Source organism: Flavivirga jejuensis (assembly GCF_030540765.1).
Taxonomy (GTDB): Bacteria; Bacteroidota; Bacteroidia; order Flavobacteriales; family Flavobacteriaceae; genus Flavivirga; species Flavivirga jejuensis.
Genome location: NZ_JAUOEL010000001.1, coordinates 297,544 through 319,999 on the forward strand (window position 1 = coordinate 297,544; position 22,456 = coordinate 319,999).

Annotated in this window: 22 protein-coding genes; 1 reads left to right on the forward strand and 21 read right to left on the reverse strand. The window is 32.1% G+C overall.

Features of this window, described 5'->3' with window-relative positions; translation table 11 throughout:
- Positions 1-4: 4 nt before the first annotated feature.
- Positions 5-2,260 carry a transglycosylase domain-containing protein gene (locus tag Q4Q40_RS01280; RefSeq protein ID WP_303299861.1) on the forward strand — a complete coding sequence of 752 codons (2,256 nt, stop codon included), beginning with the start codon at positions 5-7 and terminating at the stop codon, positions 2,258-2,260.
- A gap of 291 nt (positions 2,261-2,551) precedes the next feature.
- Here the strand turns inward: Q4Q40_RS01280 and Q4Q40_RS01285 are convergent, their stop codons facing one another.
- The 21 genes from Q4Q40_RS01285 to Q4Q40_RS01385 form a co-directional block, all read right to left on the reverse strand.
- Positions 2,552-3,103, reverse strand: a complete 552-nt coding sequence (locus Q4Q40_RS01285) for a class I SAM-dependent methyltransferase (protein ID WP_303299862.1) — start codon at positions 3,101-3,103, stop codon at positions 2,552-2,554.
- Between the two features lie 24 nt (positions 3,104-3,127).
- Entirely contained in the window at positions 3,128-4,378 is a 1,251-nt protein-coding gene (locus Q4Q40_RS01290) for a YaiO family outer membrane beta-barrel protein (protein WP_303299863.1), read from the reverse strand.
- 15 nt (positions 4,379-4,393) lie between these two features.
- Entirely contained in the window at positions 4,394-6,808 is a 2,415-nt protein-coding gene (locus Q4Q40_RS01295; protein ID WP_303299864.1) for a sulfatase-like hydrolase/transferase, read from the reverse strand.
- Between the two features lie 16 nt (positions 6,809-6,824).
- Complete coding sequence (locus Q4Q40_RS01300; RefSeq protein ID WP_303299865.1) at positions 6,825-8,255, reverse strand: glycosyltransferase family 2 protein; 1,431 nt, start codon at positions 8,253-8,255, stop codon at positions 6,825-6,827.
- A 2-nt stretch (positions 8,256-8,257) separates the two neighbouring features.
- A complete protein-coding gene (locus Q4Q40_RS01305; RefSeq protein ID WP_303299866.1) occupies positions 8,258-9,361 on the reverse strand; it encodes a HEAT repeat domain-containing protein in 1,104 nt (367 codons plus the stop codon).
- Between the two features lie 14 nt (positions 9,362-9,375).
- Positions 9,376-9,741 carry a response regulator transcription factor gene (locus tag Q4Q40_RS01310; RefSeq protein ID WP_345027266.1) on the reverse strand — a complete coding sequence of 122 codons (366 nt, stop codon included), beginning with the start codon at positions 9,739-9,741 and terminating at the stop codon, positions 9,376-9,378.
- Positions 9,734-10,102 (reverse strand): Hpt domain-containing protein, encoded by a 369-nt coding sequence (locus Q4Q40_RS01315; RefSeq protein WP_303299868.1) that lies wholly within the window; start codon positions 10,100-10,102, stop codon positions 9,734-9,736. The genes Q4Q40_RS01310 and Q4Q40_RS01315 overlap by 8 nt, the downstream gene beginning before the upstream one ends.
- Positions 10,103-10,879: 777 nt before the next feature.
- Positions 10,880-11,812 (reverse strand): DUF3078 domain-containing protein, encoded by a 933-nt coding sequence (locus Q4Q40_RS01320; RefSeq protein WP_303299869.1) that lies wholly within the window; start codon positions 11,810-11,812, stop codon positions 10,880-10,882.
- 98 nt (positions 11,813-11,910) lie between these two features.
- Positions 11,911-12,417: a DUF2480 family protein gene (locus Q4Q40_RS01325; protein WP_303299870.1), complete on the reverse strand. Its 507-nt coding sequence runs from the start codon at positions 12,415-12,417 to the stop codon at positions 11,911-11,913.
- A gap of 1 nt (position 12,418) precedes the next feature.
- The gene (locus Q4Q40_RS01330) at positions 12,419-12,988 is read right to left on the reverse strand and encodes a class I SAM-dependent methyltransferase (RefSeq protein WP_303299871.1); all 570 of its coding nucleotides are present in this window, start codon (positions 12,986-12,988) and stop codon (positions 12,419-12,421) included.
- A 221-nt stretch (positions 12,989-13,209) separates the two neighbouring features.
- Complete coding sequence (locus tag Q4Q40_RS01335; RefSeq protein ID WP_303299872.1) at positions 13,210-13,536, reverse strand: DUF59 domain-containing protein; 327 nt, start codon at positions 13,534-13,536, stop codon at positions 13,210-13,212.
- A 72-nt stretch (positions 13,537-13,608) separates the two neighbouring features.
- Positions 13,609-14,031 carry a SufE family protein gene (locus tag Q4Q40_RS01340; protein ID WP_303299873.1) on the reverse strand — a complete coding sequence of 141 codons (423 nt, stop codon included), beginning with the start codon at positions 14,029-14,031 and terminating at the stop codon, positions 13,609-13,611.
- Positions 14,032-14,069: 38 nt separating this feature from the next.
- Complete coding sequence (locus tag Q4Q40_RS01345) at positions 14,070-14,498, reverse strand: hypothetical protein (RefSeq protein ID WP_303299874.1); 429 nt, start codon at positions 14,496-14,498, stop codon at positions 14,070-14,072.
- Between the two features lie 22 nt (positions 14,499-14,520).
- On the reverse strand, positions 14,521-15,735 hold the full coding sequence (locus tag Q4Q40_RS01350; protein ID WP_303299875.1) for an aminotransferase class V-fold PLP-dependent enzyme: 1,215 nt from the start codon (positions 15,733-15,735) through the stop codon (positions 14,521-14,523).
- 86 nt (positions 15,736-15,821) lie between these two features.
- Positions 15,822-17,135, reverse strand: coding sequence for a Fe-S cluster assembly protein SufD (gene sufD, locus Q4Q40_RS01355; protein WP_303299876.1), 1,314 nt, complete (start codon positions 17,133-17,135; stop codon positions 15,822-15,824).
- A 155-nt stretch (positions 17,136-17,290) separates the two neighbouring features.
- Entirely contained in the window at positions 17,291-18,043 is a 753-nt protein-coding gene (gene sufC / locus Q4Q40_RS01360) for a Fe-S cluster assembly ATPase SufC (RefSeq protein ID WP_303299877.1), read from the reverse strand.
- A gap of 74 nt (positions 18,044-18,117) precedes the next feature.
- On the reverse strand, positions 18,118-18,534 hold the full coding sequence (locus Q4Q40_RS01365; RefSeq protein WP_303299878.1) for a hypothetical protein: 417 nt from the start codon (positions 18,532-18,534) through the stop codon (positions 18,118-18,120).
- Between the two features lie 148 nt (positions 18,535-18,682).
- The gene (sufB, locus tag Q4Q40_RS01370) at positions 18,683-20,131 is read right to left on the reverse strand and encodes a Fe-S cluster assembly protein SufB (protein ID WP_303299879.1); all 1,449 of its coding nucleotides are present in this window, start codon (positions 20,129-20,131) and stop codon (positions 18,683-18,685) included.
- Between the two features lie 14 nt (positions 20,132-20,145).
- Entirely contained in the window at positions 20,146-20,475 is a 330-nt protein-coding gene (locus tag Q4Q40_RS01375) for a HesB/IscA family protein (RefSeq protein ID WP_303299880.1), read from the reverse strand.
- A 664-nt stretch (positions 20,476-21,139) separates the two neighbouring features.
- Positions 21,140-21,343, reverse strand: a complete 204-nt coding sequence (locus tag Q4Q40_RS01380) for a hypothetical protein (protein WP_303299881.1) — start codon at positions 21,341-21,343, stop codon at positions 21,140-21,142.
- Positions 21,344-21,442: 99 nt separating this feature from the next.
- Positions 21,443-22,429, reverse strand: a complete 987-nt coding sequence (locus tag Q4Q40_RS01385) for a cytochrome-c peroxidase (RefSeq protein ID WP_345027267.1) — start codon at positions 22,427-22,429, stop codon at positions 21,443-21,445.
- Positions 22,430-22,456: the final 27 nt, after the last annotated feature.

Genomic DNA, 22,456 nt, shown 5'->3' on the forward strand with positions numbered 1-22,456 from the left:
AAAAATGAATTGGATTTTAGTGTTATTGAAAAAGAAATGGGTTAAGTGGTGCATGCTAATTTGTGCTTCTGTTATTGTTTTTTTTGCTATCATTTACATAAGTGTTTTTTTAGGTTTTTTCGGAAAATTACCTACTGAAGTTGATTTAAGTTCTATTAAACAAGCCGAAGCGACTCAAGTTTTAGATAAAGATGGTAAATTAATAGGTAAATATTATATTTACGATAGACAGCCTTTAACTTTTAAAGATTTGCCAAAACACCTTATTGATGCTTTAATTGCAACAGAGGATGTGCGTTTTTATGAGCACGATGGTATTGATAATGTGAGTTTGCTCCGTGTGTTTTTTAAAAGTATTATTTTACAGGATAAATCGTCTGGAGGTGGTAGTACTATTACACTTCAATTGGCTAAAAATTTATTTGGAAGAAAAAAACATGCGGTCTTTAGCATGTTAATCAATAAGTTTAAGGAATCTATTATAGCAAAACGTATTGAAGCTATTTATTCTAAAGAAGATATTCTAACGCTTTATCTTAATACAGTTCCTTTTCCCGATAATACTTATGGCATTGAAAGTGCTTCGCGTAAATTTTTTAATAAATCGGCTTCTGCACTAACGCATTCGGAGGCATCAACACTTGTAGGAACTTTAAAAGCAACAAATTATTATAACCCAAGGCTTTATTTAGAGCGAAGCCAATCGAGAAGGAATGTGGTCTTCCAACAAATGCTAAAATATGATTATATATCCCAAGATTCGGTGGATTTGTTTACAAAACAAGATATCGTTTTAAACTATAAATCTTTTAATCACGATGTGGGGTTAGCGCCCTATTTTAGAGCAGAAGTAAAAAGAGAGTTAGCAACGGTATTAGATACATTAAAAAAAGCAAACGGCGATTCGTACGATTTGTATAGAGATGGTTTAATTGTTCACACGACTTTAAATTCAAACATGCAAGTACTTGCCGAAAAAGCTATGAAAGAACATCTTTCAAGCTTACAGAGTGCTCATGAGGCATCTTATGGAAAATCGGCTCCGTGGCTTACCAATAAAAATATTATCCAAACTGCGATAAGAAATCTTCCGATTTACAAATCTTATAAAAAATCAGGGTTAACAGAAACGCAAATATTAGATTCGCTATCTGTAAAACGTAAAACGGAATTATTTACATGGACAGGGAATACGATTAAAAATGTATCTACTATTGATAGTTTAAAGCATTATTTGAAGTTTTTAAATACAGGGATGCTATCTATAGAACCTCAAACAGGAGCTATAAGAGCTTATTTAGGCGGTATTGATTTTCGTTTTTTTAAATACGATCATGTGTCGCAAAGTGAACGTCAAGTAGGTTCTACATTCAAGCCTTTTGTATATACCACGGCTATTGAAAATGGCATGAAACCTTGCACTTATTTTTCATTATCGGAAGTAACATATACAGATTATGATAATTGGACGCCTAGTAATTCTGGGAAGGATGAAGAAACGCAGCATCTTAATTATAATTTAGAAACGGCATTAAGTAATTCTGTGAATACCATTGCGGTAAAAGTTTTAAATAAAGTTGGGATAGAAAATGTCGTAGAACAAGCAAAAAAAATGGGTATTTCTAAGGAGCTTCCCGAGAAACCATCCCTGGCTTTAGGTGTTGCAGAGATTAATTTGAAAGAACTCACTGGTGCTTATGCTGGTTATGTGAATGCCAGCGAAAGTGCAAAACCTTATGCGATTACTAAAATTGAAGATAAAGAAGGGCGTGTTATAGCATCATTTAAACCTAAAGTTAGTAAGGAAAAGGCATATGGTGATTACACCAGACAGGTGATGTTGAAAATAATGCAGTCTACAGTTAATACAGGAACGGCATCCAGACTGAGAACAGCATATCACCTTAAAAATGATATTGCAGGGAAAACAGGAACGACTCAAAATAATAAAGATGGCTGGTTTGTGGGCATTACGCCAAAACTTGTTACCGTAACATGGGTTGGTAATGATAATCATAGCTTAGGGTTTAAATCCACTGGGATAGGTCAAGGTGCTAATTCGGCATTACCAGTTTTTGCAAAATTTTATCAAAAAATGAATGCAGACGCCCGCTTTAATAGTATTACAAAAAGTCAATTTGAAATAGTTCCTCAGGAAGTTCTGGACGATTTGGATTGTAATCCAGAAAAACGAGATGGATTTCTTAAAAGAATTTTCGGAAAAAAGAAGAAAAAGAAAGCATTTAAGAAAAAGAAGTAAATTGTTATTCATAAGGTAAAATATAGAGAGATTCTTCGCTTTGCTCTGATGACACTAGCCTTTTGGACAAAATAAGACTGCTATGTCATCAGAAGGAGGTACGACTGAAGAATCTAATTTTACTAATAAGTATATAAAAGGAATAATTAGAAGAGCCTTTAATTTCTATTTGGTGTAAAAAACAGAGAGATTCTTCGACTCCGACAATTGTCGGAATGCTCTGAATGACACTAGCCTTTTGCAAATATAGAATGATGTGTAAAATATGTTAATTAAGGGAAATGTGATGCTTTAGTTTCTAACCTTTCTACAGTGATAAACATATTCTGTTATAAAGTTTTTGTTTGAAGTCATTTCACATGCTTCAAATACTTGTTGAAATTTCTTGAAGTTAAATTTAGTATATAAGACTTGGCTATAATAGGCATTGTTTTCTAAAAGACTGTAAGCATCTTGTATAATGGTTAAGCCTTTTTCTTTGCTAAAAAAAGAAAAAGGAATGGAAGAAATTACAGCATTTACATTTTCTTTTACATGTTTTTTTAAGTTTTGTGCTCCGTCGTTAACAATGATTAATCTATCGTCAAATATATTTTTTTTTACATGATCACAAAAACTTTCCTTTACTTCAAAAGCATATAGTTTTGAAGTTGGCGCTATTGTGTTTAATATTTCTTGAGTTATATTACCATGTCCCATTCCAAACTCTACAATAACTTTATTATCTTCTTTTGAAATATGTTTACAAATATCAATTTCAACCTGTCTACTAGTTTCAGATATAGCACCTGTAACTAATAGGTTTTTTGCAAATGCCAAAGATGTTTTAAGTTTCTGATTCATCTAATTTTTTTGATTGATAATTTATTATTTAAATAGTAAGTCCCAAGATAATGAAAATGAATAGATCCAGAAATAAGACCCTGGATTAAAACTGATTTCCTGATGTGCTATACCTGCCTGAGCTCCCCAAAGATTAGTATTGTTTTTTGAAGAAAAATAATAGCCTAAATTAAACTTTTGAGATTGTAAATTAATAATAGCATTCTCATTGCCTCCAAAATTAAACCTGTTTTCTTCAGGAGAAAAACCTGCTCCAACGTCAACACTAAAATAGTTATTAGCATCGCTTCTGTATTTTCTAAAACTTAAGGTTCCAGATTTACTAGCTTTAGGTTCGCCAGGCGTTACATAAGCTCTAAATGACCAATAATTATTTTTCTGATACCATCCAACAGCACCTGTGTATATAGTAGTGGTTGCACTAAATTTTAAAGCTCTAAAACCTAATGAAGCTTCAAAACTTTTGGGTAGGGATTTATATAATTCTGCGCCATATCTTATATCTGGAAATAAAAAGGAGTTAGACATTCCAAAATTTAAATAAGCATATAAACCATTTGTTATTCTAGGATACATATCAATTTCAAATTGAACACCATTAGATTGAAACCGTCTGTTAATATTGATTTTACCGTGAATACTTCCATATTTAGTGGCTCTGGCATATTTTATTAAATAAAATTGCATGGGGTCAAAAACCTGAGAATATAAATCAACTGAAGCTTTTAGCCCAATAGTATTCAAGCTTAGTTTGGTTGTTAAACTGGTTTTGTAAGCTTTGGCTTTTTTATGGTTGGAATCATTTTTTAAAATGGTTTCTATAGTTACCAACGCTTCTTCAGGATTATTGGATGCCTCTTCAGCACTTGCTTTTAAATATAAAATTTCTGAGTTCTCAGGAAAATGCTTCAAAGCTTTTTTTATCATTTCTAATGCACTAAAAGGCGCAGCACTCCATAATTCATTCTTAATAGCAGCTTCCCAAGTATCTAATCTGTCTGGCGATTTCTTTAATACATAATTAAACGCATCTTTGGCTTTTTTGTAATGACCATCCCAGGAATACGTACTGCCTAAAAACGAACGGATGTCATGATAGTCTGGATATTTTGTTAGTATGAATAACAGGGTGTCTTGAGCCTGTTTTCTTTGTTTATTAAAGGCCAAATCTCTTGCGACTTTAAAGGCTCTGTCTGGATTGCCTGTAAAGGCTTTTTGTTGCCCAAAAGAACAAAAATGGATGAAAATTAATATGATGAAAACATACTTATTCATAACTTGAATGGGTCTTTATTTTAAGCTCTTTTTAAAGCTTAGATAATCGGAATTGTTAGGATGAATTTTTATAATGCTATCCATTAATCTAGCGGCAAATACTTTATTGTTTAGTCTGTTGTAAGCTTTAGCCATTTTAAAGGATACCTCTGGATTTAAAACATCATTTTTTATGGATTGGTTAAATATTTTTACAGATTTATCGTCTTGCCCAGACCACCAATACATATCTAAAATTGCTAAATAAGCATCGTAATAATAAGGAGACCTTTTAATGGCATTTAATAATACTTTTTCAGACTTTTCATAATCTTTTTCCCAGGCTAAAGTCCGCCCTTTTAATATTCGGGCATCTGTATAATTAGGGTATTCATTTAATATATAATCACATAATAAACGAGCGATTTTATATTGTTTTTTAAATGATAAGTCTCTGGCAATAAATAAAATTTCATCGTATGTTTTTCCCTTAGAATGCGCATTGATTGAAGCTAATTGCTCTGGAGTAAATGTTATTTTTGGAGTTACATAAATATTAAGTGAGTCTGGAAAAATTTTATTCTGCTGCGTTACATAAGCATTCACCTTTTTAAAAGCCAATAAGGAGTCTTCCATGGTTTTTACCAGAGCCTCTTCATTTACTTTATAGGTTCCAAAATTTTCGTTTATTTTGAATAGTTCGCCATCTGAATACAAATAATCTTTATATATAAAATCATTGATGCTGCCTTTATAACGCATTAAAGGTATTTTATGAATATTTCTAAAATGTCTGGCTGTATCTAGTCCATTTCCAACCCAAGCCGTTTTGTCTAATGGTTTGAATTTAAAGTTTTTTATTAAGCTACTTAATAAGCTTGGAGTAACATCCCAATGTGATGACACAGATTTAAAAACATCGGCTTTTTTTAACATGGGACTGTATATTAAAAAAGGGACATGGAATCTACAAAGTTTATCTTTTTGAGTAATTGGTATGAGTCTATGGTCTCCTGTTATTACAAATATAGTATTCGAATAATCTGGGCGTTGTTTATAACCATGCATGAATTCTTTTATGGCATTATCGGTATAAAGGAGGCATCCAAAAATATCTTTGTGACTATTTATCTGTTTTTTTATAGATTCTAATTCTCGAGAAGCTGTTAACATGTTGTCTACCTCTGCCAGATAGGCTTCTTTCTTAGGGAACTCAAATGGTTCGTGAGTAGAAAGCGTCATAACGATATCTAAACGGGGTTGCTTTTCTATTTCAAAAGAAGTTAATGCTTTTCTAAAAATTTCGCTATCTGGATAGCCCCAGGAAAATCCGCCATCGTTTCCTTTGGTTTTTTCAAAAGCAGGACCATATTTGTTTTCATCAATGAGTGTTTGAATCCCATTATATTCTAAAAAATTAATTTTTCTGTCGAAACTAGACGGACCACCAGAATAATAAGATGTTTTGTACCCGTTTGCTTTTAAAATACTAATAAGTGAAATGTGTGAAGGTGTTTCGGTTAGATCTAAAAATCCTGTTTCACCATATGGTAAAGAGCCAAACAAAGAAGGCAATATGCCAAAGGATCTTCCTGTTGTACTTACAAAGTTTTCCCAGTATAACGATTTTGATATCAGAGAATCTATGTACGGCGTAAAGCCACTATATTCATTTCCGTTTACAAATTCGCTTCCTAAACCTTCTACAACAATAAAAACAATATTTGGTTTTTCCTCTTTAAATGCTAAGAATGGTGATAGTACATCTTTGGAATTCTTGAATGGTTTTAATAATGGATAGTCGTTTCTGTTTGCAAAGTGAGATGCGTTTATTTTACTTTTATCACGTTGGAATTTTATAATATCGTTGGTTAAAAACGCTATTTTATTTTGATGTGATTTATAAGATGCTTCTGGGATAATTAATTTTAAACAGCCTAATAATACAATAGACAGAATACCGAATCCTATTAACTTTCTTTCGGTTATAGATTTAATATATCTAGATAATAATAAGAATAGGAGAGGAAATATTATAAATGGTAAAAAATAGGTGATGGAGATCGATTCTGATACAGAAACGGTGCTAAAAGCATCATCAAATGAATAACCTAATATATCTACTCCTAAATTTAAACTAGTTGATAAACTGTACTTTACAAGTGAAAACTGAATAATTACGAATAGAATAAATAGCGCCTTTATTACAATTACGGCATATTTTTTTACTAACGAGGTTAACAATAAAAAGAGAGGAAACAATAGTATTCCTATAATTAAACCACTCCAAAAATCATTAACAAGCTTATATACTGAGGCTAAAATAATATTTGTTTCTGATGTTTTTGAAGCAAAAAGCTCAAATAAACTAACAAACAATAATGATGCAATTAACGATATAGTTAAGTACACATATTTTTTAATAGCTTCTTTTTTGATGTTAAATTTCATAGTACCTGTGTTTTAGCTATACTGATGTTAAACCTTTTCGTTGCATCACGCCCCATTTTTTTTTCTTATTAAAATAGTAATCATAATTCCCTTTTATGGCAGCATATAAAATGAATGGATGCAAAACGAATGGTTCTAGTGCTGTTAATAGAACTAGTTTATAGCCTGTGCCTTTCTTTTTATATTGATGGTATGTCAACTCTTCAGAATAGAGGGCAATTATTGAAAATAATACAGAAAAGATATAGGCCAGAAGAAGAAACGATAGGGCATATTCCCACCTCACTTCTTTTAAAATGATTAAAATGACAAAATAAACAATACCAACTGCTTCTATTATTGGTGCCAGACGTTCGAAAATGAACCAATAGGGATAACTTAGCATTCCGAAGGAACCATAGTTTCTGTTAAACCCAATTTTTCGATGTTTTTTTAATGTTTCAATAGTACCACGAGTCCATCTATTACGCTGTGAAACAAATATTTTATAATTGTCTGGAGCCTCAGTCCAACATAAGGGATCTGGAATATACGAGACTCTATATTTTTCGTTTTTTTCTTCCATATATCGTCGCATGCGTACAACAATCTCCATGTCTTCTCCCACAGTTTGAGTATCGTAACCACCCACTGCAATAGCTGTTTCTTTATCAAATATGCCAAAAGCCCCCGATATTACTAACAGGCCGTTTAATCGGCTCCATGCCATTCTGCCTAATAAAAAGGCTCTTAAATATTCTAATATTTGAGATTGTACTAAAAGCTTTTTAGGGAGGTTAACATCAATTAATTTACCGCCTCTAATAATACATGAGTTAGCAATACGAATAACACCTCCAGCTGCAATTACTTTGGCATTGGTGACTTCTAAAAACGGTTTAATCATTTTTTGAAGTGCATCTTCCAGGAGTAAACAATCTACATCTATACAGGCAACATATTTGCTTTTACTAATGTTTAGCCCCATGTTTAAGGCGTCTGCTTTTCCGCCGTTTTTTTTATCGACCACCATTAACTTTTCAAAGGCAGGATTTTTAGATTTAAAAACGCCAGTACGCAGGGGTTGCGTTTTAATTTTTTCGTTAATTATAAAATCAATTTTTTCTAAATCGTAAGCTTCAATAAGTTTTTCTAAACTGTTATCACTACTCCCGTCGTTAATAATAATAACATTGTAGTTAACATAATGATTAGATAATAGTGATCTTACGTTTTCAACAACATTTAGACTCTCATTATAAGCAGGAGCAATTATGGTTATTGAGGGCGACATGGTCGAGGATAGGATGTCTTTATAATTAACAAAACTATTTTTTTTAAGGTACTCTATAGTTTCTTTTCCAGATATTATTGATAGAATGATATAAGAGGTAATAGCAGCAAATGCATAACCAAAAAACAGATAATGGAGTATTTGTAAAATTATTTTAACCGTACTAGTATCCATAATTATATATTATTTACAAATTTTATTATTCTTTTACTTCCTTTGCTTTTAGGGGATTTACTAAGTCCCATAAATTTATCCAGATTAATAGATTTTAATATTTTAAGTGCTAATAATTGTATTTCGAAGTTTTTATGAAAAAGGTGCTTTTCAATAAAAGGCTCGTCTGATGGGACTACTAATTTTTCGAGTAAACCAAAGAAACTAATTTGTTCTTCTAGGCTAAGCTCATTAAAATTGGCTTTTAGCATTTCTTTTGCTTCTATACCATATAGACTTGTTAATGCTTCTATAACGCTAACTCTAACCTCTTTTATAGGATGAGATAGTAACTCGATTAAGGTGTCTTTAACTTCAAATTGATTATAAATCTTAGCTAGTTTTAAGGCAAATAAAACCACTGTTTCATTTTTAGATTTTAACCAGGGCTTAATATCACAAATCTGTTGATCGTCAAATTTTTGAAGTGTTTCTAGTAATTGTACCTGTGCCCATTCAGATAATGGTGCTTTTAGATCATCTAAAAAAGTAAGCCCTTTAAATCTAAACATGTTAACCATGTATAGTTGGGTTTCTTTTCTAACTTCATGTCTTGGATGCATGATGAATGGTTCTACAAGGTCGTGTGCCTCTTCAATTTTAAAACGTGTAAGTTCACCAATGCCTTTTGCTATGATATACCAGTTCTTGTTTTTTAAACGTGCTAAGGCATAATCGTAAAGGCCTGTTTTATAATAAAGTGTTTGAATTGAATCGGACATTTCGCCAGACACTTCATTCATTAAATTATATAAAATGGAAATAATTATTTTTCGTTTCGATTTTATAGGTACCGAAGCTTTTAGTTTTTCTATTATAGTTAGCTGAAGGTCATTAATAGTGCCGTTTTCAGAGCCTGAATATAGATATTCAATTAATGTTGCTTCGTAGTCTTTTCTAAATTTGGCACTTTCTGCATCTCTTTTTCTAAGTGTTGCTCGTATTAATTTTAAGTATAAAGTAAGAATAACAATGGCTACAGATAAAGCAGAGCTAACTCCCCAGGCTAGTTTTATTAAGAGCGGGGATTCATTAAAATAATCAATAAGGTATTGATAAGTTGCCATGCTAAATAGTGTTTTTAACTTAAAAGCCTTTTTACCCTAATTATTAGTTCATTGGGACTAAATGGTTTACCCATAAAGTCGTTAGCACCTAAATTAAATGCCTTAATTACCATTTCTTCCTGACCCGCCGAAGAGAATACAATAATTGGAGTGTCTAAATCTAATTTTAATCTAATGTGACTTATAACTTCTAACCCACTAACAAAGGGCATCATAATATCTGTTAGAATTAAATCGGGAGTTTCTTTTTCTATGACCTCTAAAGCTTCTCTACCGTCTTGTGCCATAAGCAATTCGTAACCCTCTTTTTCTAATCTAAACTTCAATAATAATGAAAGTGTCGAGTTGTCTTCTGCTAAAACAATTTTCTTTTTATTCATCATTCATTGATTTAAGTTCGGTTTGTATTTCTCTTTTTACTTCTTTAAAAACTGAAAAACAATAGGTGACAAGTGTATTGGTAGTATCTAAATTTTGCTCGTTTTTAAAGTTAGATTCTAATTCAAGTATGGTCGATTCTAATTTTGAAATACCAAACATGTTAATGTTAGGCTTTATTTTGTGTGTAGCTTTAAATAACAAATCCCAATTTTTATTAGGAAACTGATAAGTTAAAGTTTCTACATACTCATCTATAATTTCAAGAAATAACTCCATTATTTCTTTAATAATGGATGCATCATCAAAAGTACTTTCTTTTAATACATCTAAATTTATATATTGATTATTCGATTTAATCATGCTTTTTATAATCTATATTTTACAATTTCAATCAGAATAGGACTGCAATTTATAAAAAATTATCGACAAAATGCACAAAAACAAGATAAAGTGTATTGTGTGTGATGTAATATGAGAAAAAGAGTGTGTGGATGTAGTCGTATTTGAGTGCTGATCTTTTTCTGAAAATCTACCAAAAGTGAGGATTTGTTTTTTCTTAAGAAAAAACAAACTTAGGATGCTTCAAATAATTTTTAAAACAAAAAAAGAGGCTGTCTAGAAGATGTCATTCTGAATATTACCTTCGAAACAAAATATATTTTATTTCGAAGGTAGCAGCAAAGCTGTGAAGCATTTCTAAAATTTTTAATATTATGATTTTTAGATAAATAAGATTCTTCGCTTTGCTACCATTGGCGTGTTTTATAAACAACTAACTTTCAATTATTTCATTCAGAGCACAGCGAAGAATCTTTATTATTAATCTCTAAAGATTCTTCAGTCGTAAGCTTCGCTTATATCTTCAAACAAAATATATTTTGTTTTCAATAGCCTACCACTGACGTGTTTTGTAAACAGCTAACTTTCAATTGCTTGTCATTCAGTGCATTCCGACAATTGTCGGAGTCGAAGAATCTTTATCATTAATATCTAAAGGTTCTTCAGTCGTACCTCCTCTGATGACACCACAATTACGTCATTTCATCCGCTAGTTAAAATTTTTAACACAGATCTCTAGATGACAAAGTTCATCACTTTTTAGACAGTCTCTTTATATATATGTTGTTTAAGCTTGTTTTAGAACTTGTAGTTTAGTCCAAACATCCAATAGGTTTGTAAATCATTATCAACATCTTCGAAAGAAGTTGCTGTAGTTGGTGTTTCAGGATCCAAAGCGTAATTAAGTGCTTCTTGTTTGTTGTTTCTTAAGCCAAAATCGAAACCTACACCAATCATTTTCCATAAAGTATATCCAAAAGAATTGGTCCATGTCCAGTTTGACAAATCTGAGCTTTCATAACTTTGAAACATCGATAGGTTCGTTTTAAAGCTAACAGCTTTTATTTGTTTTGTATAATCAACAAGGATTTTTGCTCCTAATGAAGATTCAAAAACAGTATCTTCTTTGCTAAAAATAAAGTTATAGTTTAAAGGATGTATTACCACAACTAAATCTTTTATAGGTGTCCAGGTAGCACCAATACCTAAATCTAAATACCCAGGATCATTGAAATTGCTTAAAATAGTTGTTCTGTATTCTGCCAATCCAGAGATTGCAAATTTATCATTTAGTTTGTGCCCGTATAAAGAGGTGATATTAAAAACATCTGTTGCTTCTCTAAACGAGTCGCTATCTGTAGGATCGTCTTTATCATCTAGTTTTACCCAAGATAGGTTTACATTAGCACTGTTTCTCCAAAAGAATTTTTCTTTAGTTAAATTGGCAAAGACATTTACCGTAAAGCCAATATTTCCTGAGTTGTTATTTGGAAATCCCTGCGAATACCAGTTTTTAAAACTAGATATACTACCTCCAATGGTACCAAAAGCACCTTTTTTCCATCCTGGTAAGGCATCAATTTTTGATTGAATAGCATTAACACGAGCTTGGATTGCTGCAATAGAATCTTTTTTAGGACCTTGAGCCGCTTTCAATTCTTCTAAAGTTTCTTGTGCATTTATTGAAGCTATTCCAATAAAGAAAGTAAATAATAATAATAGTTTTTTCATTTTTTGAATTAATTAATAGTTGAGTTAATCGTTTAATGTTAGAGGGAAATAATATGTGTTAGACCCTTTTCTAAAATTAGGTCACAGTAAATATAAGATCATTTATTTTTGTAAAGAGGAACGGAAGAACACGCTTCTCCATACATAATAGATTTAGCAAAAGGCTTTAATTTATTAGCAAGCATAATATAAGCATTTTGTGGAACTGGTTTTTTTGAACACCCTTTTATAATAATTGGTTTGTTTTTAAATTCGGTAATATCTAGTTGGTTTAAAATGTCTTGATAAATAGACGTTTCCAGGGATTCTAAATTACCAATAATAATCTTTTTTGCAAAAGGTTCTAAATAAATGCTAAGAAGCATGTATGCCCATCCTGGAATAATAGCATCACTACTGCACGTTAAGGCTACATAACTGTCTTGATATTGAGACCAATCAAACGCTGAGGCCTGGGCTCTAAAGTCTTTTTCGCGCAATACAAAGCCTTCAAACAACCAATCTTTAATATCGAAAAGCACACGGGATCCTTCAGGATAATAATCTTCAAGATTTACTGTTACTAGGTTACTATTCGCTACGCGATTTATGATTTCGTCTGGCATTTTATTTTTTATTTCCAATTAATAAAAGAGAATCATTATCATCAAATTCTTTATAAAAATCTAGATGTAGAATTTCAAAACTATTTTCATAAAACTTTTTAAGATCAGCCTTGTTATGGTAATTCACAAAAAGACCTTTAAAAATTTCAGAGCCTTCTCCGCTCCAAAAAGAATGACAAATTATACCATTAGAGTTTAAAATATCGTGTTGTCTTTTAAAGGATTCGGTTAACTCATTATCTCTTAAATGATGCATTACTTTGTTTGAGTAGATACCATCAAATTTTTTATCAGTTTTTAAAGTTATAGCATCCAACTCTAAGAATTCTTCATTAGGGTTTTTAGCAATTAAAAAGCTCAAAAATTCGGCTGAATTATCAGACCCTACAACATTAAATGACTTTTTTAAGATTTCCCAATCACTACCTGGACCAGAACCTATTTCAAGTAAAACTGAATTGTTGGGTAAAACTTTTTTAAGTTTTTCTATCAGTTGAGATCCATTAAAACCTTTTGCTAATTTTATATATTCTTCAACAGATTCTTTTGTTTTATAATAACCTCTATCCATACAATTTAAGGTTTAATCTAAAAATTCTCTGCTTGGAGGCAGGGTTTCCTAATTACATCGCTCTTTTGGAGCCATCAGAACGGCTTTTTTTGCAGTTCTGGGTGAGGTAAAATTTGCCTCTAAAGGCCAAATGAAACTGGCAAAAACCAGTGCTGAGTGGAGCCGAAGTATACCCTTATAGTTTGCCTGGGGATAGTCAGTCAGTTTTAAGAGCTTTTATTTTAAAGCATCCCCAATTCTAATTTAGCTTCTTCACTCATAAGTTCTTGTGTCCAAGGCGGATCGAAAGTAATTTCTACTTCAGCACTTTTTACTTCGTTCAAAGATTTTACCTTTTCTTCAACTTCTAATGGTAATGTTTCTGCTACAGGGCAGTTAGGTGTTGTTAAAGTCATTAGAATTTTAACGTCGTAATCTTCGTTAACAAAGACGTCATAAATAAGACCTAGTTCATAAATATCAACAGGAATTTCTGGATCGTAAATAGTTTTTAAGACATTTACTATTTTTTCGCCTAATGCGTTTGTATCTATTGTTGTTTCACTCATAACTATATTTTTTTTCATTTCCGCTAAGGCGGAAATCTCATTAATAGATTCCTGCCTTCGCAGGAATGACAATCAATTCAATTGTGTTTGATACGCGATAGCATACATTTTAAGTTGTTTTACCATACTTACTAAACCATTGGCACGCGTAGGAGACAAATGTTCTTTTAAACCAATTTTATCTATAAAATCGGTGTTTGCGTCAATAATATCTTTTGGGTGCTGGTTTGAAAATGAGCGAATTAAAATCGCAATAATACCTTTAGTAATAATAGCATCGCTATCTGCTGTAAAAGCTATTTTATCGTCTTTCATTTCGGCGTGTACCCAAACTTTACTTTGGCAACCTTTAATAATGTTGCTATCCGTTTTGTATTGCTCGTTAATTAAAGGTAAATCTTTACCTAAATCAATCATATATTGGTAACGTTCCTCCCAATCATCAAACATCGAGAATTCGTCTATTATTTCGTTTTGAATATCTTTAATGGTCACAATAACAATTTTATACAAAAATACAACAAGAAAGTTTCCTATTCAATGTTTTCTGATGTAGATAGTATTTCTTTAACAAGTATTTCTATTTCTTTTGGTGGATTTCCATGATCGAAAGGTTTCGTCTCATAAGTCGTTCCATCATAAATAATTTTTAACCTTGCTATAGCGGCTCCATCAAAAAGACGATTTTCTGAAGGGGCTTTTAGATTAGGTATATTTTCAACATCAATGGGTTTAAGTGCTTTTAATAGATTGTTCCAGTGTGTTTGACTGCACGCTTTGATAAGAGGCGAGGTGTTTCTTTTGTTTTCAAAAGAGATATTCTTTTTGTTGATCTTAATGTTTTTATAAAGACCTCTCGATTGCGCTGAATATTCAAGTGAAATAGTTTCTTGATCTATTTTAGATTCTGAGCACCGACTGTCTATAAATGCAAGAGATAGAATTATAAAAAGGAATTTCATAGGATTTCGTTTTATAAAAATATTAAGACAGCATCATTTTAGCTTTCTTAACACCTTCAACTAAGGCGTCAATCTCTTCTTTAGTATTGTAAAATGAAAAAGATGCACGAACAGTTCCTGGAATACAATAAAAATCCATGATTGGTTGCGCACAATGGTGTCCTGTACGTACTGCAATTCCTAACTTATCTAAAATAGTACCAACATCGTAAGGGTGAATATGCTCTAAATTAAAAGAGATTACCGATGTTTTGTTTTTAGAGGTTCCATATATTTTTAGACCGTCTATCGTTAATAGTTTTTTTGTAGCATACTCTAGCAAATCGTTTTCGTAAGCTGCTATGGCATCAAATCCAATAGTGTTCATGTAATCGATAGCTGCTCCAAAAACAATACCTCCAGCAATATTTGGTGTGCCAGCTTCAAACTTGTGTGGTAAATCGGCATAAGTTGTTTTCTCAAACGTTACTTCAGCAATCATTTCGCCACCTCCCTGATAAGGAGGTAATTTATTAAGCCATGCTTCTTTTCCATAAAGCATACCTACACCTGTTGGGCCACACATTTTATGAGCCGAAACTACATAAAAATCAACATCTAAAGCTTGAACATCTGGTTTTATATGAGGACAGGCTTGTGCGCCGTCTATTAAAACGGCAGCACCAACTTCGTGTGCTTTTTCTATGATATATTCAATAGGATTAATAGTTCCTAAAGCATTTGATATGTGGTTTACAAAAACAAGTTTTGTGTTTTCAGATATTAAATCATCAAAAGCACTCATAACTAATTCGCCTTCTTCATTCATTGGTATGACCTTAAGAGTGGCTCCAGTGCGTTCACAAAGCATTTGCCAGGGCACGATATTACTATGGTGTTCTAAAGCAGAAACTATAATGTCGTCTCCCTTTTTTAGGAGGGAAGAAAACCCATTTGCTACTAAATTAATACTATGTGTTGTTCCCGATGTTAGTATAATTTCATGTGAAAACTTAGCATTAAAATGTGCTTGTATTTTTAGACGTGCTTGTTCGTATAAATCTGTTGCTTCTTGACTTAATGTGTGTACCCCACGATGAATATTAGCATTGTAGTTTGAATAATAATCTACAATGGCATCAATAACTTGTTGTGGTGTTTGTGATGTTGCAGCATTATCAAAATACACTAAGGGTTTCCCATTTACTTTACGTGAAAGAATGGGAAAGTCTTTTCTTATGTCTTGTACGTTGAACATGGTTTCAAATAATTTATGTTGGTAGTATTATGAGGTTCCTTTGGGTCATTGAGCGAGGTCGAAATGAGAGAAGGAATGTCAAAAAACTACAGATCGAAACCAATATTGACTCCTAATTTCTTCGCGATAATCTTAGTAATGCGTTGTTTCATTTCGGGAATTTTAACCGAATTTAATACATTGTTGCTAAAGGCATACATTAAAAGTGCTTTGGCTTCTTTTTCTGGAATACCACGCGAACGCATATAAAACATAGCACTTTCGTCTAATTGTCCAATGGTACAACCGTGCGAACATTTAACATCGTCTGCAAAAATTTCGAGCTGAGGTTTGGTATTAATAGTCGCTTTATCACTTACAAGGATGTTATTGTTTGCTTGAAATGCATTGGTTTTCTGGGCTTCTTTTTCTACAATAATCTTTCCATTGAAAACACCTGTTGAATTCTCTCCAAAAATACCTTTGTAGTCTTGATGACTTTCACAATTTGGCTCTATATGATGTACCAATGTGTTGTGATCTACATGCTGTTTCTCACCAATAATGGTCACGCCTTTTAGGATAGAATCAATGCGTTCTCCTTCTTGAAAGAAGTTTAGATTGTTACGTGTTAATTTACCGCCAAAAGCAAAAGTGTGTACAGATGCTACACTTTCTTTCTTTTGTTTTATAAACGTATTATCTATTAAAGATGCGTTTGAATTATCGTTCTGAATTTTATAATAATCTACAATAGCGCGCTTATTTGTAAAAATTTCGGTAACGCTATTTGTAAGTACTGGATTGTTGTTTAAACTTTGATGACGTTCTATAATTTGCACATGCGAATTCTCGTCAACCACAATTAAATTACGTGGTTGTAGCATGGTAGCAGATTCGTTTCCTGTAGAAAAATGTATAATTTGAATGGGCTTTTCTACCATTTTATTTTTAGGAATATGAATATAGGCTCCCTCACTCGAAAAGGCTGTGTTTAATGATGACAGACTGTCTTTTGTAGCAGCTTTATTGAAATAGTTTTCAATTAAAATACGGTATTTTGGCTTTGAAAGCGCAGAAGACATTAAGCAAACATCTATGCCATCGTGTGTGGTTTGTGATAAGTGAGACGAATATTTACCATCGATAAATATAATTTTATAGGTGTCTATATCGTGGATGAAATATTTTTTAATGTCTTTATAATCTATAGCATCTTCCTGTTGAGGAAATAGGCTATAATCCTCTTTTAATATTTTATTTAGGGAAGTGTATTTCCAAGCTTCTTCTTTTTTTGTTGGAAAGCCTTTTTCTTCAAATATTTTAATAGCATCATTTCTTACATCGTGCACATAGGTGTCAATGTCTACTTGATTTTCAAATACTAAAAAGGATGATAATAATTTTTCTTTTAAATCCATTGTCTCAGTCTTCAGTGATCAGTCTTCAGTAAGCAGCCAAAAGCACTACTAAAACTGTGTAATTTATTACTGTTTTATTTTTGAATAAAATAGAAAGAGTAATCAGAATTTGAGTAAGCAACTGCCAACTAGAGACTGAATACTGCCAACTAATTTTAAGCGTTCACTTCTTCTTTAATCCAGTCGTAACCTTTTTCTTCAAGCTCATGAGCCAATTCTTTTGTGCCCGATTTTACAATTTTTCCGTTATATAAAACGTGTACAAAATCAGGAACAATATAATCTAATAAGCGTTGATAGTGGGTGATAACAACTACGGCGTTGTCTTTGCTTTTAAGTTTGTTTACACCATTTGCAACTATACGTAATGCATCGATATCGAGACCAGAATCGGTTTCATCAAGGATAGCCAACTGTGGATCTAGCATGGCCATTTGAAAAATCTCGTTACGTTTTTTCTCGCCTCCAGAAAACCCTTCGTTTAAAGAACGTGATAAAAACTTTCTGTCGATTTCTAACATCTCAGATTTTTCACGGATTAATTTAAGCATGTCTTTAGCAGGCATATCATTTAATCCTTGGGCTTTTCTGGTTTCGTTAATAGCAGTTTTTATAAAGTTAGTAACAGAAACACCAGGAATTTCAACAGGGTATTGAAACGATAAAAAGACTCCTTTATGGGCGCGTTCTTCGGCAGCTAATTCATCAATGTTTTCGCCTTTAAATTCAATAGAGCCCTTTGTAACCTCATACTCTTCTTTTCCTGCAATAACAGAAGCTAATGTGCTTTTTCCAGAACCATTAGGTCCCATAATAGCATGTACTTCACCCGCTTTTACTTCAAGGTTTATGCCTTGTAAAATGCTTTTATCTTCAACACTTGCGTGTAAATTATCAATTTTTAACATACTTTTTAATTCAAAGTTTTAAGTTCAAGATTCTAAGTCTATTTTCTTTTATCTTGATTCTTTTTCTATATTGATTAGTTCTCTAATTTTACAACGTTATTATCTTCTTGCTTTGGTGCTGTTACGTTTAAAATTTCAACAATTTCAACTTTATTTTCCCAAAGTATTTTTTCGTCTTTTTTATTTGTGATTCTTCCTCTAATCTCTACAGGAACCATGTCTGTTGGATTCGATTTATGAGTTTCAGCTTTTTTGTTTAGTTCGTGCATTTTATCGGTAATTAAAACACCATAAATATTGGTATGTGTTTGTAAAACTGCAGCGCCATCATAAAAAACAAAGTCACCTTTTAAAAGTGTTAAACCATCGTTTTGTTTAGCGGTTTTTTCTGGACTGTCTGCTGTGATAAGATCATTTTCTGCAGATTTAGTTTCTTTTTTACAACTTAAAAATGCTGTTAGTGTAAATGCGATAAAAAATATTTTTTTCATTTTAAAATTCATCTTGTTTAGTTTTCTGTTTTCAGTCTCAGTGTTTAGGTGAGGACTAAACGAGAAACTGTATATCTTTTTTAAGGTTTTTTGAATATTCCATCAAGAGTGGCGAATTACAACTTGTAACTCAATACTATCAATTATTTTACCCTACACTTCCTTCTAAACTTATTTCTAATAATTTTTGAGCTTCCACTGCAAATTCCATTGGTAATTTGTTTAATACTTCTTTACTAAAGCCGTTTACGATTAAAGCAATGGCTTTTTCGGTATCAATACCACGTTGGTTGCAATAGAAAATTTGATCTTCACCAATTTTACTGGTTGTGGCTTCATGTTCTATTTTAGCCGTTTTGTTTTTTGCTTCTATATATGGAAAAGTATGCGCACCACATTCATTTCCCATTAGTAGGCTATCACATTGTGAAAAATTACGTGCGTTTTCTGCTCTGGAATTTATTTGAACTAAACCACGGTAACTGTTTTGCGATTTTCCTGCTGAAATTCCTTTTGAAATGATAGTCGATTTAGTATTCTTTCCTAAATGAATCATTTTAGTACCAGTATCTGCTTGCTGGTAGTTGTTTGTTACTGCTATGGAATAAAATTCTCCAACAGAATTATCGCCTTTTAAGACGCATGATGGATATTTCCAGGTAACAGCAGATCCTGTTTCAACTTGGGTCCAAGAGATTTTTGCGTTTTTCTCACATAATCCTCGCTTGGTTACAAAATTGTAAACACCACCTTTGCCTTCTGCATTTCCAGGGTACCAGTTTTGTACTGTAGAATATTTTATTTCTGCATCATCCAGAGCAATTAACTCTACAACGGCTGCGTGTAATTGGTTTTCGTCTCTACTTGGTGCTGTACAACCTTCTAGGTAACTAACATAACTACCTTCGTCTGCAATAACTAGAGTTCTTTCGAATTGTCCTGTACCTGCTTGATTAATTCTAAAGTATGTTGAAAGTTCCATTGGGCATTTTACCCCTTTTGGAATATAGCAGAAAGAGCCATCACTAAACACTGCGCTATTTAAAGCGGCATAAAAATTATCTTTTTGAGGAACTACGGTTCCTAAATATTTTTTGACTAATTCTGGATGCTCTTTTATAGCCTCAGAGATACTCATAAATATTATGCCTTTTTCTCCTAAGGTTTTCTTGAATGTTGTTGCTACTGAAACTGAATCTATAACAACATCCATAGCAACACCAGACAATTTTTTTTGTTCATCTAGAGAAATACCTAATTTTTCAAAAGTTGCCAATAATTCTGGGTCTACTTCATCTAAACTATCATATTTAGGTTTGCTATTAGGCGCAGAATAATATGAGATACCTTGAAAATCTGGTTTTTTATAATGGACGTTGGCCCATTCTGGTTCGGTCATCTCCTTCCAGACCTGAAAGGCTTCCAATCTCCAATCGGTCATCCATTGTGGTTCTTCTTTCTTTTTAGAAATAGCACGCACAATAGCTTCATTTAAACCATTAGGGAATGTCTCTGATTCTATATCTGTATAAAAACCATATTCGTATTCTTTGGTTTTTAGCTCTTCACGAAGATCATCTTCTGTATACTTCGACATAATTCTTTTTTATTTTATAATGAAAATGATTCGCCACAACCACAAGTACGGTTGGCGTTAGGATTGTTAAAAACAAAACCAGTTCCGTTTAATCCTCCAGAATATTCAAGCGTCGTTCCAATTAGGTATAGAAAGCTTTTTTTGTCTACGATAATTTTTACATCATTATCTACAAATACTTTATCGTCTTCTTGATTTTCTTTGTCGAACTTTAAATCGTAAGACAGCCCAGAACAACCACCACTCTTAACACCTACACGTACGTAGTCTGTTGAAGGATTATAGCCATCATCTGTCATTAATTCAATGACTTTCTTCTTAGCTGTATCAGAAACTTTTATCATATTATTTTTTAGTTTAGATTTAGAAACATGTTCATAATGATTTAATTAAGACAGCTTCTAAATAAAGTACAAATATACAATATAAGTCATGGATTACCATATAACCTGACATTATATTAATATATGGTTTTATAGGTTTTCTTTATGGATTTTGAAAAGGTTGTGATATCTAAATAAATTATGGGTTTAGTGACAATTTATTAGATTAAAATATCAAATTCAACTAAATTTTATAAAAATAAGGCATACTCATAATCTTTTTTCTTACAGATTATTTTTTAGTGCGTTGAAAAGAGTAACTTATATCAAGTAATTAGAAAGTGCAAATTGTAGTTGAGACAATACTTAGTTTGACATCGATTTTATGTGTTAAGCTATATATAATGAGTAAAGTAACTTGTGTGTGTAAATAAAGAAATAGTGTCAATTCCGAACGCTATCGAAAACAAAATATATTTTGGTTGAAGGTGTAAAACGTAGCTTTTGAGGAGGCATCTCATTTTTGTGAGACGTCTCCTCACTCATGCTTTACTCTGCCGACATTGTCAAGGTGTTGTTTATTAATAATATAAATATTATTTGCTTATTTTAGTTTGTGTCGAGTTCACGTTAGTTAGTATAAACTTGTTTGTTTTGAAACTTGATAAAAATTTGTTTAATTAGCTTACATTACTTTTTTTATTTTTGAAAGATAAAATGGGCTTTTTTGTTGGTCTACTTCAATGATATCACCAGAAAGGTTAAACATAAAATATTTTTTACAACATTTACAAACTAAGTCTGGAGTATCTGTTTTAGTTTCTTTTAGGCGGAAATAATTGTGTCCATAAGCTAAACAAAAAAAGCTTGAAGTGATTGCTGTTTTCATAAATAAAATAGTTTCTACAACTTAAATATATGTAAAATTTTACATATAATGAAGGAAAAATCTATTTTTATATAGGAAAAAGAATACATTTCAAAGAAATTAAAGGTTTTTGAAATCTGAATTATTGATAAACTCATAATCCGAAAGAGTTAGTAAAAAGGCTTTTAAATCTGCTTTATCCTGAGCTGAAAGTTGTACACCACCTTGTGCTACTTTTTTCATTAATGGATCAATAGTTGGTGAGTTTTGTAGACCTTCGCTATAATGATTAATCACTTCATCGATTGTAGCAAATCTACCGTCATGCATATAAGGCGCAGTGAATGTTAGATTACGTAATGAAGGTGATTTAAATTTTCCATTATCTGCAGGGTCTCCAGTTATTTCACCTAAGCCTAAATCTGTAATTGTGGCATCTAAACCATTGTTGTGAAACATATTATCTGTCCACAATGGGTTTTTGTCACTACCATGACAATGAAAACAATCCCCTTTTGTTTCGTCCATAAAAACATTAAAACCATTAAGCTCTTCGGAGGTTAAGGTAGCTTCGCCTAAAAGATGTTTATCAAATTTTGAATTGGAAGAAATTAAAGTGCGTTCAAATTGAGCAATGGCTTTGGTAACTAAAGAGGAATCTATCGTTGATGTTCCAAATGCTTGTTCGAATAAATTAGGGTATTCTGAGTTTTGTTGTAATTTTTGTTCTACTTGCATCCATGTATTATGCATTTCCAGAGGATCTGTTACTGGTTGGAAAGCTTGGTGTTCTAAACTAAATACCCGACCATCCCAAAAGAATTTTTCATCATAATTCCAAGCTAAATTAAATAAGGGCATGGCGTTACGATTACTAAAAAAACCATCAATGCCATCGCTAAATCGGTCTGTATCAGAAAACGCATTTTCTGGAGCATGGCAATCTGCACATGCTTGCGTATTGTCTGCAGATAATATGGGGTCGAAAAATAATTTTTTACCCAAAGCAATACCTTCAATTGTTTGTGGATTGTTTGTTGGAACCACAGGAGAAAGTATATTATCTTGAAAGAGTTGTGGGATTTTTAAGGGGCTTGATGTGGGCACATATGTATCTACATTTTTATTTGAGCA

Coding starts and splice junctions, on each gene's coding strand:
- Q4Q40_RS01330 (WP_303299871.1), bottom strand. CDS start 12,988: ATGGATAGAGGTTATTATAAAACAAAAGAATCTGTTGAAGAATATATA.
- sufC (WP_303299877.1), bottom strand. CDS start 18,043: ATGTTAAAAATTGATAATTTACACGCAAGTGTTGAAGATAAAAGCATT.
- Q4Q40_RS01285 (WP_303299862.1), bottom strand. CDS start 3,103: ATGAATCAGAAACTTAAAACATCTTTGGCATTTGCAAAAAACCTATTA.
- Q4Q40_RS01280 (WP_303299861.1), top strand. CDS start 5: ATGAATTGGATTTTAGTGTTATTGAAAAAGAAATGGGTTAAGTGGTGC.
- sufD (WP_303299876.1), bottom strand. CDS start 17,135: ATGGATTTAAAAGAAAAATTATTATCATCCTTTTTAGTATTTGAAAAT.
- Q4Q40_RS01375 (WP_303299880.1), bottom strand. CDS start 20,475: ATGATAAAAGTTTCTGATACAGCTAAGAAGAAAGTCATTGAATTAATG.
- Q4Q40_RS01305 (WP_303299866.1), bottom strand. CDS start 9,361: ATGGCAACTTATCAATACCTTATTGATTATTTTAATGAATCCCCGCTC.
- Q4Q40_RS01365 (WP_303299878.1), bottom strand. CDS start 18,534: ATGAAAAAAATATTTTTTATCGCATTTACACTAACAGCATTTTTAAGT.
- Q4Q40_RS01295 (WP_303299864.1), bottom strand. CDS start 6,808: ATGAAATTTAACATCAAAAAAGAAGCTATTAAAAAATATGTGTACTTA.
- Q4Q40_RS01315 (WP_303299868.1), bottom strand. CDS start 10,102: ATGATTAAATCGAATAATCAATATATAAATTTAGATGTATTAAAAGAA.
- Q4Q40_RS01320 (WP_303299869.1), bottom strand. CDS start 11,812: ATGAAAAAACTATTATTATTATTTACTTTCTTTATTGGAATAGCTTCA.
- Q4Q40_RS01345 (WP_303299874.1), bottom strand. CDS start 14,498: ATGAAATTCCTTTTTATAATTCTATCTCTTGCATTTATAGACAGTCGG.
- Q4Q40_RS01380 (WP_303299881.1), bottom strand. CDS start 21,343: ATGAAAACAGCAATCACTTCAAGCTTTTTTTGTTTAGCTTATGGACAC.
- Q4Q40_RS01350 (WP_303299875.1), bottom strand. CDS start 15,735: ATGTTCAACGTACAAGACATAAGAAAAGACTTTCCCATTCTTTCACGT.
- sufB (WP_303299879.1), bottom strand. CDS start 20,131: ATGTCGAAGTATACAGAAGATGATCTTCGTGAAGAGCTAAAAACCAAA.
- Q4Q40_RS01325 (WP_303299870.1), bottom strand. CDS start 12,417: ATGCCAGACGAAATCATAAATCGCGTAGCGAATAGTAACCTAGTAACA.
- Q4Q40_RS01335 (WP_303299872.1), bottom strand. CDS start 13,536: ATGAGTGAAACAACAATAGATACAAACGCATTAGGCGAAAAAATAGTA.
- Q4Q40_RS01290 (WP_303299863.1), bottom strand. CDS start 4,378: ATGAATAAGTATGTTTTCATCATATTAATTTTCATCCATTTTTGTTCT.
- Q4Q40_RS01310 (WP_345027266.1), bottom strand. CDS start 9,741: ATGAATAAAAAGAAAATTGTTTTAGCAGAAGACAACTCGACACTTTCA.
- Q4Q40_RS01300 (WP_303299865.1), bottom strand. CDS start 8,255: ATGGATACTAGTACGGTTAAAATAATTTTACAAATACTCCATTATCTG.